The sequence below is a fragment of the Lentzea sp. NPDC036949 genome (genome assembly GCF_055608075.1).
On record NZ_JBVJRA010000012.1, the window covers coordinates 58,793 to 71,826 of the forward strand.

A 13,034-nucleotide genomic window follows, 5' to 3' on the forward strand; every position below is an offset into this window, starting at 1 on the left:
CAACCCGGAGTGACCTCTGGGACGCGTTGACCGAGCCGTTTTCGACGTGCTCGCACAAGCCCTGGCGCAGTGACAGGACGTCCTGACCACGCCGCACCGGCAGCACCACCTGGAGCGGACCTGACGGCGCCGGGCAGCCGGCCCCCGCGCCGGGGCGGGCGGAGGGGCCGGCTGCCGGGGGTCAGGCCGCGTGCGCCTGCAGCGACGAGTAGCCGACCCCGGACTGCGCGAACGCCTCGACGGCGAACTCGGTGAGCTGGTCGACCACCGTCGGGTTCAGCAGCAGCTGTTGCGTCTGGACCAGGCTGGCGCCGGAGAGGCGCGGCTGCTCGCTGTACTCGATCTTGACGCTGTTCCCGCCGGTGGTCGTGACGTTCACCTTGACGTCCCGGTAGACGCCGGTGAGCTTCGAGGCGATCTTCATCGTCAGGTCGGCCACGACCACGGCCGCGGTGAGACCGGCGATGATCGTCAGCATCACCTTCGGGTCCACCCCGAACGCCTGGGACTGGGCCGGCGTCGTCCACTTGCCCCCGCTGTACAGGCGGGTCGCGGAGTTGGCCGAGCTGAGGTCGACCTCCACCGAGTTGGACCGCGCGTCGCTGAACATCGTGCTCGTGGTGATCTTCTGCTCGAACCACACCTGGACCACCTCCGCCGGCGTGAGCACGTCCTCGCCGAGGACGATCTCCTTCTCGGCGACGTAGATCGGGGTCGTCGACCCGTTGCCGTGGATGTCCGTCGAGTACGACGACAGACCGGGGTGGATCTTGCCGTACTGGTTGACCAGCGTGATCCCCGTGCTCAGGCCGCCGGTGACGGCGTCGTGGAGCAGGCCGTCGTCGTCCAGGACCGCTTTGTCGCCCAGGCCGATCGCGACGTCGTTGGTCGAGACGCTCACCGCCACGTCGCCCTGGAAGCCGTTGCTGCCGAAGAGCCGGTAGAGCGGCTGCCACGAGAAGGTGTTCTTCGAGAGGTACCTGTCGGCCGACTGCCACACGACGTTGTAGGTGCCGTTCACCTTCTTCGCGAAGCACAGGTTGTACTTGTTGTCCTTCAGGGTCTTGAGGTCGTCCGGTGCGATGTGGATCGAGACCGTCTTGAACTGGCCGTCGGCCATGGTGCACTCCTCGGTCGTGGTGACGGGGCCGGTGCGACCCCGTGGGGCACACGCTCCGGCGCCGCCGTCTCCGACCGGTCGCCGCGCCGCACGAGGGGGTGTCGCCGTGCCGTCGCCGTCACTCGATGGGCTGGACTGGGCCAGGCGGGTTCCGTTGGGCCATTGGCGGTACAGGTGCCGACGGGGGTCCCCGGGGGCTGGTGACGCGCCGTTGCCGTTCTTACCCGGACGGGTGACCACGAAGGTATGGGTCAAGTCCGCGCACGACTGAGTGACGGCGGTCCGGCGGCGCCGGGGCGGACGCCGCGGCAGTCGGGCGGGAGATGCCACGGAGACGCTTCCGGGCGATGCTCGGATCGTGGGGCGACGGCGCCGGTGCTCGCGGGGAGGACGACGATGACCGAAGCGGAAGGTGGCAGACGAGCCGGGGGCGCGGGGGTGCGGCTGGTGGTGCTGGGCCGGTTCGAGCTGCTCACCGGAAGCGGGGACGTCCCGTTGCCCAAAGGCGCGCAACGGCTGCTGGCCTACGTCGCGATCCACCACGGCGAGGCGGTGAGCCGGCAGGCCGTCGCCGAGCAGCTGTGGCCGGAGTGCCGCAGGCAGCGGGCGACCGCGAACGTGCGGCAGGCGCTGTGGCACCTGCGCAGGGCCACGGAACGGCCGGTCGTCGAGTGCTCCGTGGACCGGTTACGCCCGTCGCCCGCGCTGACCGTCGACTTCTGCCGGGCGATCGAGGCGGCCCACCGCGTCGTCGGTCCCGCCGCGACCGTCGACCCGGCGACCGCGGGGGACCTGGTCGCCGCGCTGTCGCGGGACCTGTTGCCGTACTGGGCCGACGAGTGGCTCGCACCCGAACGCCGGCGCTGGGAGCAGGTCCGGTTGCACGCGCTGGAGGCGGTCGCCCACCGGCTCATCTCGGCCGGTGCGCACCTGGCGGCGCTGGAGGCGGCGTTCACGGCGATCTCGATCGACCCGGTGAGGGAGACCGCGCACCGCACGGTGGTCGCGGCGCACCTGGCCCAGGGCAACTGCGGGTCGGCGCTGCGGCACTACCAGCACTACCGGGCGTTGCTGCACCGCGAGCTGGGGGTGGCGCCGTCGTCGCACATGACCCGGTTGGTGGCGTCGCAGGCGGCGTTGTGACCCGGTACCCGTCAGCGGTGCAGCCGGGCCCACAGCGCGGGCCAGCCGCCCTTGCCCAGCACCGCGGCCGGGATCAGCAGGCCGTGTTCGGCGATCTTCGACCAGAACAGGTCCACGGGCGCACCGAGGTCGGCGGCCGCGGGCAACGCCTGCTGCCAGGGCCCCTGCGGGTCGGCCAGGTCGCTCGGGGGAAAGCCGGGCACCGTCGTCTTCCTCGGCCCGGCCACCACGACCGTGTCCTTTGTGGACTCCGAGCAGGTGGTCGCGATCGCCAGCGCGCACACCAGTTCCGTGGACGGGCGACGGGCCACCGAACGCGCCAGCGCGGCGTCACCGAGCAGCTCGCCCATGGCCGCGCGGACCGACCGCGCCACGACGTCCAGGGCGTGGGCGGGAGCGATCTCGGGGCGGCGCACCAGAGCGCGCAACGTCCTCGGCAGCGGTGCGCCGCCGGTGAGGGCGTGCAGCCGCTCGTGGTCGCGCAGCTCCTGGTCGAGCCGGTGCACCGCGGCGGCCAGCGGGCGGACGCGCGTGGCCTGCCACAGGGTCGTCGCGGCGAGGCCGTCGGCGAGGGCCGCGCGGACCAGGTCCACGTGGTCGTCCACGCGCTTCAACGCCACCACGGCCGCGTCCGGTTCGAAGTCGGCGGGACCGGGTCGGCCGAGACCGCGGGCCAGCTCGGCGTAGGCCCGCCGGGCGGTCACGACCGGCTTGCCGGCCAGCTCCCGTTCCACGGCGGCGGTCAGGGCGCGGACGAGCTCGGCGGGCAGGTTTCCCGCGGCGGACCGGCGGGCGGAGCCGCCCCGCACGCGCACCGGGGCAACGGGCACCACCGGCTCCGGTTCCGGCGGCCGGGGCGCGGGCAGGTGCTCCACCCACTTCCTGACCTTCTGCTCCAGCTCGTCCGCGACGGTGTCGTTGAACCGCGCGCGCAGTTCGTGGACGTGCCAGCCCGCGGTGTGGCGGCGCACGTCGAGGTTCGCGGCGATGCGGCCGTCGGGAGCCCGCAGGGCCATGAGCACGCAGTGGCCCTTGCGCGCCTGGTCGGCATACCAGGACTCGCCGATGCAGTTGCCCATGTACCCGGACCACTCGGCCAGCTGCCGCGGTTCGCGACCCAGCTCCACGGTCAGCCCCGCGACGGTCGAACCGTCCACAGCGGACACACCGGGCGGGATGGGGAACACGCCGGTGTCGGCCTCGGCGATCACGGCGCTGGAGGTGACGCCGGTGACCAGCTCCGCCCAGCTCCCGCAGCGCAGTGGTGGCACCGCGCCGAACATCACGAGCTGCGCCACCTCGGCCACGGCGAGCGGCAGCGAGGTGTGGCCCGGCTTCGCCGGCGCGTCGTCGTAGGTGACGGTGGGGTGGGGGTGCTCGTGCCGGACGGTCGCGGAGTCGCCGCCGTGGAACGGTGCCAGCGCGTCGGCGAGGTCCGCGAACCACAGCAGGTCGTGCGGCAGCTCGACGTCGGCCGGATCGGCGCCGGCGAGGCGCTGGGCCAGCGGTGCGGTCGGGGCCTCCTCGCGCGTGTCGGCCAGCGGCGGCTGTTCCCAGCTCTGCGGCGCACGCGGGTACCCCACTTCCCGGCGCCACCCGGCCAGCTGCGGCGACCGCCCCGGATCGCCCTCGCCAGGGTGGTGCAGCGGCTGGAACAGCCTGTCGAGGAACCTCTCCACGGCCTCGAACACGACCACGCCGTAGTTGCGCGCCATGGCGGTGTACGTGCGCACCCTGCCCTCGGTCCGCGCGTTGACCGTCCGGTCGGGACCGGTTTCCAGCACGATCCGGTGGACGTAGGCGCCTGGCCGGGCCGGGTGGTTGTACGCGCCGTCGGGCCGGTGGGTGGCCGCTGTGCGGCTCCTCTCGTTGAGACAGGCGTCGGCGGCGACCAGCTCCGCCCGGTGCCGGTCCACGGCGACCGCGAAACCCTCGTCGGACGTCGTCCGCGCGAACCGCAGCAGCGCTGTCGCCGCGATGGCGTCGTGCAGCAGGTGTTCGAGCTCGCTGGCGGTCCACCACTTCGGCGGCTGCCAGCGCGCGGCGTTGGCGAGCGTCACCGGCTGTCCGCTGAGGTCCCAGGTCAGGTGCTGCACGATCTTGCCGTCGAAGTGCTCGCGGTGGCGCTCGCGGAGCTCGTCGAGCCGCTCCGTCCGCACCTGCGACGCCACCAGGCGGGCACGACGCTGCCGGTCCAGCAGCAGCCCGCACACGTGGTCCCACAGGTCGAGGACGAGCTTCAGCCTGCGCGGCTTCGGGTACGCGGCCAGCACGCGGGACAGGTGACCGGCCACAGTGGACGCCGCGCCGCGCGGGAACGGGTCGACGTCCTCGGGCGCACGCAGGTCCAGCACGCGTTCCAGCTGTTCCGGCCCGAGCAGGTCGGACGCCGCCGAGGCCAGCTGCACCGCGGCCCAACGCCCGTCGGTGACCGCCCGGTGCGCCGCCGCGCCGACCCGTTTGGTGACCTGCTCGCCGAACAACGCCACCAGCACAGCGGTCCGGTCACCCAGCCGGTGCGCGCCGTCGGCACCGAGGCACCGCAGCGCGGCCAGCACCGCGTCGCGGCGGTCGCCGTGCGCCCCCGCGAGCCGGGCCGAGTGGAAACCGCCACCGAGGTCGACGCCCGCACCCGCCGCGACCTCACCGCCTTGGCGCACCAGCCGGTCGAGCCGGCCGGTCGCGGCGCGGACGGCCGCGGGAGCGGCACCGGCGGGACCGAGTGCGACCGGTGCGCCGGGCACGGGCGGTCCGCCCGACGGGACCGGCCAGCAGCCGAGCCCCGGTCCGGCCGTCACGCCGAATGCCAGTCGAGTCGTCATCGGCACCATCATCGCGCACGCGTGCCACCCGTTTTCCCGGCTGAAGCGCGTCCGGTGACCCGCTGACACCGCGCTGGCACGCGGTGTCAGGGAAGTGTCAGCGCGCGTCGCAATTCTCATGGCCATGAGGAAGTCAGCGCTCTCGGCGCTCAAGAGGATCACTTTCGTGGCGTTGATGGGCGCGCTGGTCGGCGTGTCCGCAGGCGCCGCCACGGCCAACGCGGCGACCGCCCGCAACGGCTCCTGCGAGGCGGGCGAGTTCTGCCTGTACTACAACAGCGACCACGCCGGTTCGGTGTCGGACTTCGCCACCTCCGTTCCCGACTACGGCGACGAACAGCCGAGCTGCTACGACTTCAAGGGCGCGGGCAACGGCAAGGGCCTGTGCGTGAAGAACGAGGCCGCCTCGGTCTGGAACCGCACCAGCGGCCCGGTCACCGTCTACTTCAACAGCGGCTACGCCGGTCCCCGGCAGACCATCGCCGCCGGTGGCAAGGTCAACCTGAACTCGGAGCTCAAGAACGAGAACGCCGCGCACAAGCTGGGTGACGGCGGTGGCGGCACCCCGCCGCCGAGCGGTTCCTACGGCACCCCGGCGACCAACCCGCACCCGTCGGCCACCGCGCGGGCCCCGCAGGCCACCAAGCGCACGCAGTTCATCGACGACCAGATCCGGTCGCTGACCGGCGAGAAGGACTGCTGGGTCGGTGACTACCGCAGCTACGAGCCGTCGACGAGCAACCACAACACCGGCAACGCGCTCGACTGCACCATCTCCAACGCCATCGGCTCCTACCCGAGCGCGGCGCAGAAGGAGCAGGGCTGGAAGCTGGCCCGCTGGCTGCAGAAGCACGCCGCGAAGCTCGACGTCCGCTACGTGATCTGGCAGGGCAAGATCTGGAGCGTCGCCCGCTCGTCCGAGGGCTGGCGCGACTACACCGCGGGCAGCGGTGTCACCGGCGGTCACTACGACCACGTCCACGTCTCCGTGCAGAACCCGCACGGTGACTGAGCTGCCGGACAGCTGACGTCCGGCAGGGGGGACGTCGACCTGGTCCGGCGCTGTGCAAGGGGAGTGCCCGTCGCGGGTGCTCCCCTTGCCGCGTCGCTCAGGCGTTCCGGCGGCGCACCACCTCGGTGATCCAGACCGGTGCGAACGGCGACGTGCAGTTCGGTGGTGTCGGGTAGTCCTTGAGCACCTGCAGCCGTTCGCCGATGTCGATCGCCCGCTGCCGCAGCGCCGGGTGCTCGATGCCGATCTGCGCCAGGCAGTGGTTCATCGCCCACTGCAACCGGTCCGGGGCGTCGCGCAGCTCCTCCTCGACGACGTCCAGCAGCCCGTCGAGGTCGAGGCCCTCCGGTTTCTTCGCCACCCGGTCGACGGTCAACGCCCAGCCGGCGCTCGCCACCACCGGGTCGGGGTCGTCGATCCACGTCACGCGCAGGTCTTCGGCGTGAGCGCTCTTCTTGACGACGTAGTTCACGAGCCAGTCGTGCACCTTGGGCTTGCGCGCCTCGCGCAGCATCGTGTCGAGCTCGGCGCGTGAGAACGCCTTGGGGCGGCAGATCAGCAACGCCAGCAGGCGCGCCGCCGTGTCGCCGGTGGCCCACAGCTGCACGGCGAGGTCCTGCTGGGTCTTGAGCTCCTTGGCCAGAGCGCGGAGCCTGCCGAGGTTCACGCCGTGGTCGTCGCCGTGCTTCTCGTTCACGGCACGGGCTTTCGGGTCCTCCAGTGCGGCCAGCCTGTCGAGCACCCCGGTCACCGTCATCGCAGCCTCCCGTTCGTCACCGACAACAGAATACGTCGGTGACGAACGGGTCGTGCGGCTAGCGGCCGACCACCGTGCAGGTGGCGGTCGCGGTCCTGGCCGGGTTGCTCTCGGACGTGGCCTTGAGCGTCACCTTGGACGTGATCGGGCCGCCGTCGCGCTTGGCGTGCACCGGCACGTCCACGCGGCCGCCGAACTTCGCGGTCGCGAGCGCGTTCGGCAGCGACACGGTCCAGCCGGTGTCCGCGACCGTGGCGGACACGCGGTAGACGTCACCGCCGAGGTACTGGGTGACGTCCTCGGGGTGGCCGCCCGCCGCGGCCGCGCGACCGGTGTTGGTCAACGGGAACCGGCACGTGGCCACGCCGTCCGAGCCCGTGCGGGCCGCCGTGGGCGTCACGCGCACGCCGCGCTGCTGCGGGCCGGTGCCGTCCAGCGAGCGGACGGCGACGGTGTAGGACAGCACGCCCGCGGCGTCGCGCTGCACGTCGAGGACGTAGAAGTGCAGGCGGTTGGCCTGGTCCACGTACTCGAACTCGCTGCCGGAATTGGTGCCCGCGTGGAACAACGCGTCCGACAGCTGCCGGTAGTCGCCGACGGTGATGGGGACCTTCGTGCCGTCCGGCAGGACGTAGTCGGTCATGCCGATGTCCTGCGGGTTGGCGTCGACGACCCACGTGAACGGTGCGGCGTCGGCGTTCTTGGTCTTCGCGAGCAGCACACCGGAGTCAGGGGTGAACGAGTCGGCGCCCATGCGGTCGACGACTTCCAGCGTGTAGTTGTTGTAGCCGCCGCCGTCGCAGAACGGGTTCGCCGACACGGTGCAGGTCGGCGACCGGTCGGCGTTCATCGCGATGTTCACGCCGGTGAGGCCGGTCGCGCCGGGCTGCACGGAACGGGCGGTGACCTTCGCGATGACCGTGCCGGAGCCGGCCAGCGCCTCCCGCGACAGCCGCAGGACGTTCTGCTCGTCGACGATGCCGAGCTTGATCTTGTTGCGCAGGGTCTGCTGCGCGCCCAGCGACGCACCGCCGGTGGCCGGGATGGTCCACCGCGAGTGCGGGCCGCCGGGGCCATTGAACGAGCCGCGCGACAGCATGTCCCACGGGCCGGAGTAGTCACGCCGCGGCGGGCTGCCGTAGGGGTTGCTGTAGTTGTCGCCGATGCCGAGGAGGTGGCTCAGTTCGTGCGCGTAGACGCCCTGGCCGGAGCTCTCGGCCTGGGTCGACGAGCCGCCGCCCGCGTTCGGCCAGATCGACGAGCCCGCCGCCCACGAGGTCCAGTCCACGTACCGGGTGCGCGACCAGTTCGGCAGCGCGGGGTCCGGCGGGCCGAAGTCGTCGGTGACGTCCTCCCTGGTGCGGAACTTCATCATCCCGAACTCCTGCCAGGTGCCCGACTCGTCCTGGCCCGCCGACAGGTAGTAGGTGAAGTCGTAGCCCGCCGGCACCTCCGCGCCGACGTCGGCCACCCACGCGGCACGGCCGTCGGTGCGGATGTCGCGGGTGCACGTGTCGCCGGCCGGGCAGCCGGTGCCGCCCTGGAACTCCATGGCGTACTCGTGGTCCTTGCCCGGCATCGTGTACGGGCCGAACGCCTTCAGGTCGACGCCGTAGCGCCCGCCGGAGGTCTCCATCCAGTACTCGTGCACGGTGTGGCCCCGGTTGAGGCCGTTCGGCTTGTTGAGGAAGTCCTGGTAGAACTGCGCGACCTGCTCGCGCGGCACGCCGCTGGCCTCCGCGCTGGGGTTGCCGAACACCGTGGAGTGCTCGGGCTGCGTCACGACGAACGGCTGGTTCGGGTAGTCCAGCAGCACCAGGGCACCCTTGAACGTGCGCACCGACCCCCGCTTCGAGGGGTCGGCCCAGGTGGTGCCGGGGATCTTGCGGTAGTCCCCCTCCCACGTCATGTGGTCGGGGTTGACCCAGTTCTGCGGGTCGATCGGGCCGGGCAGTCCGGCGTGCGCGGCCACTCTCGCGGCGTCGCGCGACTGCTGCCACGGCTGCTGCTGCGGCCAGTGGTCGAACTGCCAGTGGTGCAGGGGTTCGTCGGGCGGAGCAGCGCTCACGCCGGTGGTGCCGGCGACGAGTCCGCCGACCGAGAGCAACGCGGTGACCAGCAGTAACGGACGCCGGTTCCGGCGACGTGCAGGTGTGCGGTCCATACCACCCACCGTGGTGCAGACCGCGGTGCCGTCACCACGGCCTGGCGTCGGGTGGCCGCGTTGCCAGTTGACACAGCGGAACGGTGCCCGACGCCCTCCACAGGGGAGGTTCGGCCCCGCACGACCGGGGTGAAGCCGCTCGTGGGAAGCCGTCCACAGTAGAGCCTTTTCGGCTCACTGAAGCTGGAGTTGCCCCGTCGATCAGTGGCCTGAAGAATGCGGACGCTCCACGCGGAATTTGCCCTCTGACCACCGGCGGAGCTTCCTTGTCAGTGTTCTGCGCAGCCTCTACTCTCGGATCCAAGAGCTTTGACGACTGCTGGGGCGGAGTTCGTCGGATTGTTTCGCCTATTCGGACGGGCTGCCACGGCCGCGTTACTGCAGTTGTATTTACGGGTTGACCGGTCAACGGTCCGGTTCGCCTTCATGGTCCGCACGGCCGCGGCGGTGGTCGGTGCGCGTTGACAACGAGGTCGGCGGAAGTGACGAGGAGGGGGACACGTCATGGGCTCTGGAGACGTCCGAGGGCGCAGGGCTGCGGCCAACCGTGCAGGTCGAAGCGATGACCAGGTGATGATGACACGGGTCGGGCTGCGCATCCCCACGGCGTTGAGCTTCGACGAGTGGGAGCGGGCAGGTCGCAGGCTGGCCGAGCTCGTGGACTCCTCGGCGTGGTCGCTGGGGGACTGGCTCGTGTTCGGCAAAGAACACTACTCCGAGCGCTACCAGCACGCGGTGCGGGCGGTCGGTCTGAGTTATCAGACGTTGCGCAACTACGCCTGGGTGGCCGGTCGGTTCGATTTGCACCGGCGGCGTCCGGCGTTGACCTTTCAACACCACGCGGAAGTCGCCTCCCTGCCGGCTGATGTCCAGGAATACCTGCTCAGCCAAGCGGAGATGAATTCTTGGACCACCCGGCAGCTGCGTTCCGCCATTCGCGGCGAAAAAGACTCCGGAAATGAGGTTTCGGCCGACTCGCGCATCAGCCTGCCGCAGGACCGGATCGAGACCTGGCGGCAGGCGGCGGACGTGGTCGGGCAGGACTTCGAGCAGTGGCTGGTGACGAACCTCGACCGGGCCGCCGAGCGCACGCTGAGCTCGGGGCAGGGGCTGCGGGTCGTCTCCTGAGCGACGGCCCGGCGCCGGCGGCTGTCACAGGTTGCGGACGAGTCCGCCGTCGCAGCGCAGCGCCGTGCCGGTGATGTAGGACGCCGGCTCACCGCACAGGAACGCGGCCGCGGCGGCGAACTCCTCCGGGCGCCCGTAGCGGCCGGCCGGGATCGTGGCGAGGGAGGCACGGGTGACCTCGGCGACGGTGCGGCCGGACCGCTCGGCGTTCGCGGCGTCGACCGCGGCGAGCCGGTCGGTCTCGATGCGGCCGGGCAGCAGCATGTTCACGGTGACGCCGGCCGCGGCCACCTCGCCGGCGAGCGTCTTGAGGTACCCGGCGAGCGCGGCCCGGCCGAGGTTCGACAGCGCCATGTTCGCGAGCGGCGCGGCGACCCCGCTGGAGCCGACCGCGAGGATCCGGCCCCAGCCGCGGTCCCGCATCGCGGGCAGGCACAGCGCGACGAGCCGCAGGTGCGGGCGCAGCAGGGCGTCCAGCGCGCCGTCGGCGTCGGCCACGTCCACCCCGTGCGCAGGGCCCTGGCGCGGCCCGGGACCGTTGAGCACCAGCACGTCCGGTGGCCCGAACCGCTCGGTCGTCGCGGCGACCAGCGCGGCAGGGCCGTCCGGTGCCGTCAGGTCCACCTCCACGCCCACCGCGCTGGGCAACGACGCGGCGACCTCCCGCGCCCGGTCGCCGCGGCGGCCGCAGACCACCACGCCGGCCCCCTCCGCGGCGAGCGCACGGGCCACCGCCTCACCGATTCCGCCGGTCGACGAACACACGAGTGCGGTGCGCCCGGTCAGTCCGAGATCCATGGGTTCCACTCCAAACATGAAATCGGCGAGTTGTTGGATTGAATATCAGTGCGCCGGGGTACGTGCAACCGGCGTCCTGCCGACAGGACAACCGGCAGGACCGGAAGAGGTGTGGAACGAGCGCTATTTGTTGCGGCCTCGCGATAACGCGTGCTAGGCATTTGTCACCACCCGACCTGATTATGGGAATGGATATGACTGCCGAATACGACCCACTGCTGCTGCCGTTGACCAGTGAAATTCTCGACACGACGTTGCGGGACGGCTCCTACGCCGTCGATTTCCAGTTCGACGAGAATTTCGTCGTCGAACTGATGTGCCGGCTGGACGCGACCCCGATCCAGAAGATCGAGATCGCGCACGGGGTCGGGTACGAGGCGGAACGGGCGGGCAACCGGCCGGGCAGCATCTCGCTGCGCCGCTGGTGCGAGCTGGCGGGCACCCACCTGCGGTCATCGACGTGGGGCGTGTTCGCGCAGCCGTCGTTCAGCCGCCTGGAGACCATGTCCGAGCTGGTCGCGGCGGGCATGAGCTTCGTGCGCGTCGGCATGGAGGCCGAGAAGGTCGCGGCCAACCTCGACTACCTGCGCCGGGCCACCGAGATCTGCGGGCAGGTCTACCTCAACCTGATGAAGTCCAGCTCCACGCCCTACGAGGCCCTGCCGGACCTGCTCAAGGCCGTGCCGCGGGAGGTCGCGGGCGTCTACGTCGTCGACTCCTACGGCTCGATGCTGCCCAGCGACGTCCACCGCTACGTCACCGTCGTGCAGCGGTCGTTCCCCGTCGTCGGGTTCCACGGCCACAACAACCTGGGCCTCGCCAACGCCAACAGCATCGCGGCGCTCACGGCCGGCGCGTCGATCGTCGACGGCACCCTGCACGGCTTCGGCCGCGGCTCCGGCAACGCCGAGACCGAGTCGCTCGCCGGCATCCTCAAGGTCAAGGGCGACGACCGCTACGACTACCGCGAGCTGTCCCGGATGGCCGAGTTCTGCCGCGAGCACCTCGACGTGCTGCCGGACAACCGGAACATGCAGGTCCTGGGCGGTGTGCTGGGCGTGCACTCGAACTACTACCAGCTGGTCGAGGACCTGTGCGAGCAGCACCGGCTGGACCCGGCGTCGGTGATGGAGAAGGCCGCCGGCCTGGCCACCCGCAGCATCGACGGCGCCGACATCAGGGCCGCCGCCGAGCTGTTGTCCGCGCCCGCGACCGTCGGCGCTCGGGCCTGAGGGGGAGACGCCGTGAAGCTGGCGCGGTTCAGCACGGGCATCAGCCACGAGGTCCACGCGGGCCTGCCCGACGGGCGCTGGGTGCCGTTGTCGCTCATCCCCGGCTACGAGGAGCCGGTGCGCCTGGTCGACCTGCTCGTCCCCGACCACCGGCCGGAGCTCGAAGCGCAGGTCGCAGCCCTCGCCGACCAGGCAGTCGAGCTCGACCTGGGCGACGCGGCCACGATCGCGCAGGGCCCCGTGTGGGGCGCCGGGCTCAACTACCGCAAGCACTCCCAGGACCTGCTGACCGAGCAGCCCAAGTCCGGTCCGGGCTCCTACCTGCGCCCGGACAACGCGCTGATCGGCAACGGCGGTGTGATCGAGCTGCCGAGGCAGAGCGAACGCGTCACCGCCGAGGCCGAGCTGGGTCTCGTGATCGGCACGGAGTGCAAGAACGTGCGGCGCGACGAATGGCTTTCCGTCGTCGTCGGCGTCACCGCGGTTCTCGACATGACCGCGGAGGACGTGATCCGGGAGAATCCGCGGTACATCCCGTGGGCGAAGGGGTTCGACACGTTCTGCAGCGTCGGTCCGCAACTCGTCACGGTGGACGAGATCGCCGACTTCGCGACAATTCAGGTGTCGACCGTGCGAAACGGGGAAGTCATGTCTTCGGCACCTGTTTCCGACATGCTCTACGACCTCGGCTATTTGGTGGAGTACTTCACCGCCGGCCGCACGATCGCACCCGGCACGGTCATCTGCACGGGAACTCCGGGTGCCGCCGTGATCTCCGCGGGCGACTCCGTCCGCGCGGTGGTCGAGGGGGTCGGAACGCTCGTGCACACCGTCAAACAGGCACCGTGAAGGGGCGAC

At 71.3% G+C, this 13,034-nt stretch carries 10 protein-coding genes; 5 read left to right on the forward strand and 5 right to left on the reverse strand.

Annotation, left to right across the window (positions count from 1 at the left end):
• Positions 1-181 precede the first annotated feature (181 nt).
• The gene (locus ACZ7CD_RS29680) at positions 182-1,120 is read right to left on the reverse strand and encodes a hypothetical protein (protein ID WP_360397932.1); all 939 of its coding nucleotides are present in this window, start codon (positions 1,118-1,120) and stop codon (positions 182-184) included.
• A 396-nt stretch (positions 1,121-1,516) separates the two neighbouring features.
• Between ACZ7CD_RS29680 and ACZ7CD_RS29685 the strand changes: the two genes are divergently transcribed.
• Positions 1,517-2,263 (forward strand): AfsR/SARP family transcriptional regulator, encoded by a 747-nt coding sequence (locus ACZ7CD_RS29685; RefSeq protein ID WP_360397934.1) that lies wholly within the window; start codon positions 1,517-1,519, stop codon positions 2,261-2,263.
• Between the two features lie 11 nt (positions 2,264-2,274).
• Here the strand turns inward: ACZ7CD_RS29685 and ACZ7CD_RS29690 are convergent, their stop codons facing one another.
• On the reverse strand, positions 2,275-5,085 hold the full coding sequence (locus ACZ7CD_RS29690) for a hypothetical protein (RefSeq protein ID WP_470380180.1): 2,811 nt from the start codon (positions 5,083-5,085) through the stop codon (positions 2,275-2,277).
• Between the two features lie 124 nt (positions 5,086-5,209).
• Here ACZ7CD_RS29690 and ACZ7CD_RS29695 point away from each other — a divergent pair, with 124 nt between their 5' ends.
• Positions 5,210-6,097, forward strand: coding sequence for a VldE C-terminal domain-containing protein (locus ACZ7CD_RS29695; protein WP_360397938.1), 888 nt, complete (start codon positions 5,210-5,212; stop codon positions 6,095-6,097).
• A gap of 97 nt (positions 6,098-6,194) precedes the next feature.
• On the opposite strand, the gene ACZ7CD_RS29700 is transcribed toward ACZ7CD_RS29695, so the two are convergent.
• Positions 6,195-6,854 (reverse strand): DNA alkylation repair protein, encoded by a 660-nt coding sequence (locus tag ACZ7CD_RS29700; protein ID WP_360397940.1) that lies wholly within the window; start codon positions 6,852-6,854, stop codon positions 6,195-6,197.
• Between the two features lie 58 nt (positions 6,855-6,912).
• Complete coding sequence (locus tag ACZ7CD_RS29705; RefSeq protein WP_470371391.1) at positions 6,913-9,018, reverse strand: M6 family metalloprotease domain-containing protein; 2,106 nt, start codon at positions 9,016-9,018, stop codon at positions 6,913-6,915.
• 576 nt (positions 9,019-9,594) lie between these two features.
• Here ACZ7CD_RS29705 and ACZ7CD_RS29710 point away from each other — a divergent pair.
• The gene (locus ACZ7CD_RS29710; RefSeq protein ID WP_360398254.1) at positions 9,595-10,146 is read left to right on the forward strand and encodes an LmbU family transcriptional regulator; all 552 of its coding nucleotides are present in this window, start codon (positions 9,595-9,597) and stop codon (positions 10,144-10,146) included.
• Between the two features lie 24 nt (positions 10,147-10,170).
• Here the strand turns inward: ACZ7CD_RS29710 and ACZ7CD_RS29715 are convergent, their stop codons facing one another.
• Positions 10,171-10,944: an SDR family oxidoreductase gene (locus ACZ7CD_RS29715; protein ID WP_470375534.1), complete on the reverse strand. Its 774-nt coding sequence runs from the start codon at positions 10,942-10,944 to the stop codon at positions 10,171-10,173.
• Between the two features lie 194 nt (positions 10,945-11,138).
• On the opposite strand from ACZ7CD_RS29715, the gene ACZ7CD_RS29720 reads away from it, so the two are divergent.
• Positions 11,139-12,176, forward strand: coding sequence for a beta/alpha barrel domain-containing protein (locus ACZ7CD_RS29720; RefSeq protein ID WP_458434199.1), 1,038 nt, complete (start codon positions 11,139-11,141; stop codon positions 12,174-12,176).
• A gap of 12 nt (positions 12,177-12,188) precedes the next feature.
• Positions 12,189-13,025 carry a fumarylacetoacetate hydrolase family protein gene (locus ACZ7CD_RS29725; RefSeq protein ID WP_470380181.1) on the forward strand — a complete coding sequence of 279 codons (837 nt, stop codon included), beginning with the start codon at positions 12,189-12,191 and terminating at the stop codon, positions 13,023-13,025.
• Positions 13,026-13,034: the final 9 nt, after the last annotated feature.

Excerpts from the sequence above, each read along its gene's own strand:
- ACZ7CD_RS29680 (WP_360397932.1), bottom strand. The coding sequence starts at position 1,120 with ATGGCCGACGGCCAGTTCAAGACGGTCTCGATCCACATCGCACCGGAC.
- ACZ7CD_RS29685 (WP_360397934.1), top strand. The coding sequence starts at position 1,517 with ATGACCGAAGCGGAAGGTGGCAGACGAGCCGGGGGCGCGGGGGTGCGG.
- ACZ7CD_RS29690 (WP_470380180.1), bottom strand. The coding sequence starts at position 5,085 with ATGACGACTCGACTGGCATTCGGCGTGACGGCCGGACCGGGGCTCGGC.
- ACZ7CD_RS29695 (WP_360397938.1), top strand. The coding sequence starts at position 5,210 with ATGAGGAAGTCAGCGCTCTCGGCGCTCAAGAGGATCACTTTCGTGGCG.
- ACZ7CD_RS29700 (WP_360397940.1), bottom strand. The coding sequence starts at position 6,854 with ATGACGGTGACCGGGGTGCTCGACAGGCTGGCCGCACTGGAGGACCCG.
- ACZ7CD_RS29705 (WP_470371391.1), bottom strand. The coding sequence starts at position 9,018 with ATGGACCGCACACCTGCACGTCGCCGGAACCGGCGTCCGTTACTGCTG.
- ACZ7CD_RS29710 (WP_360398254.1), top strand. The coding sequence starts at position 9,595 with ATGACACGGGTCGGGCTGCGCATCCCCACGGCGTTGAGCTTCGACGAG.
- ACZ7CD_RS29715 (WP_470375534.1), bottom strand. The coding sequence starts at position 10,944 with ATGGATCTCGGACTGACCGGGCGCACCGCACTCGTGTGTTCGTCGACC.
- ACZ7CD_RS29720 (WP_458434199.1), top strand. The coding sequence starts at position 11,139 with ATGACTGCCGAATACGACCCACTGCTGCTGCCGTTGACCAGTGAAATT.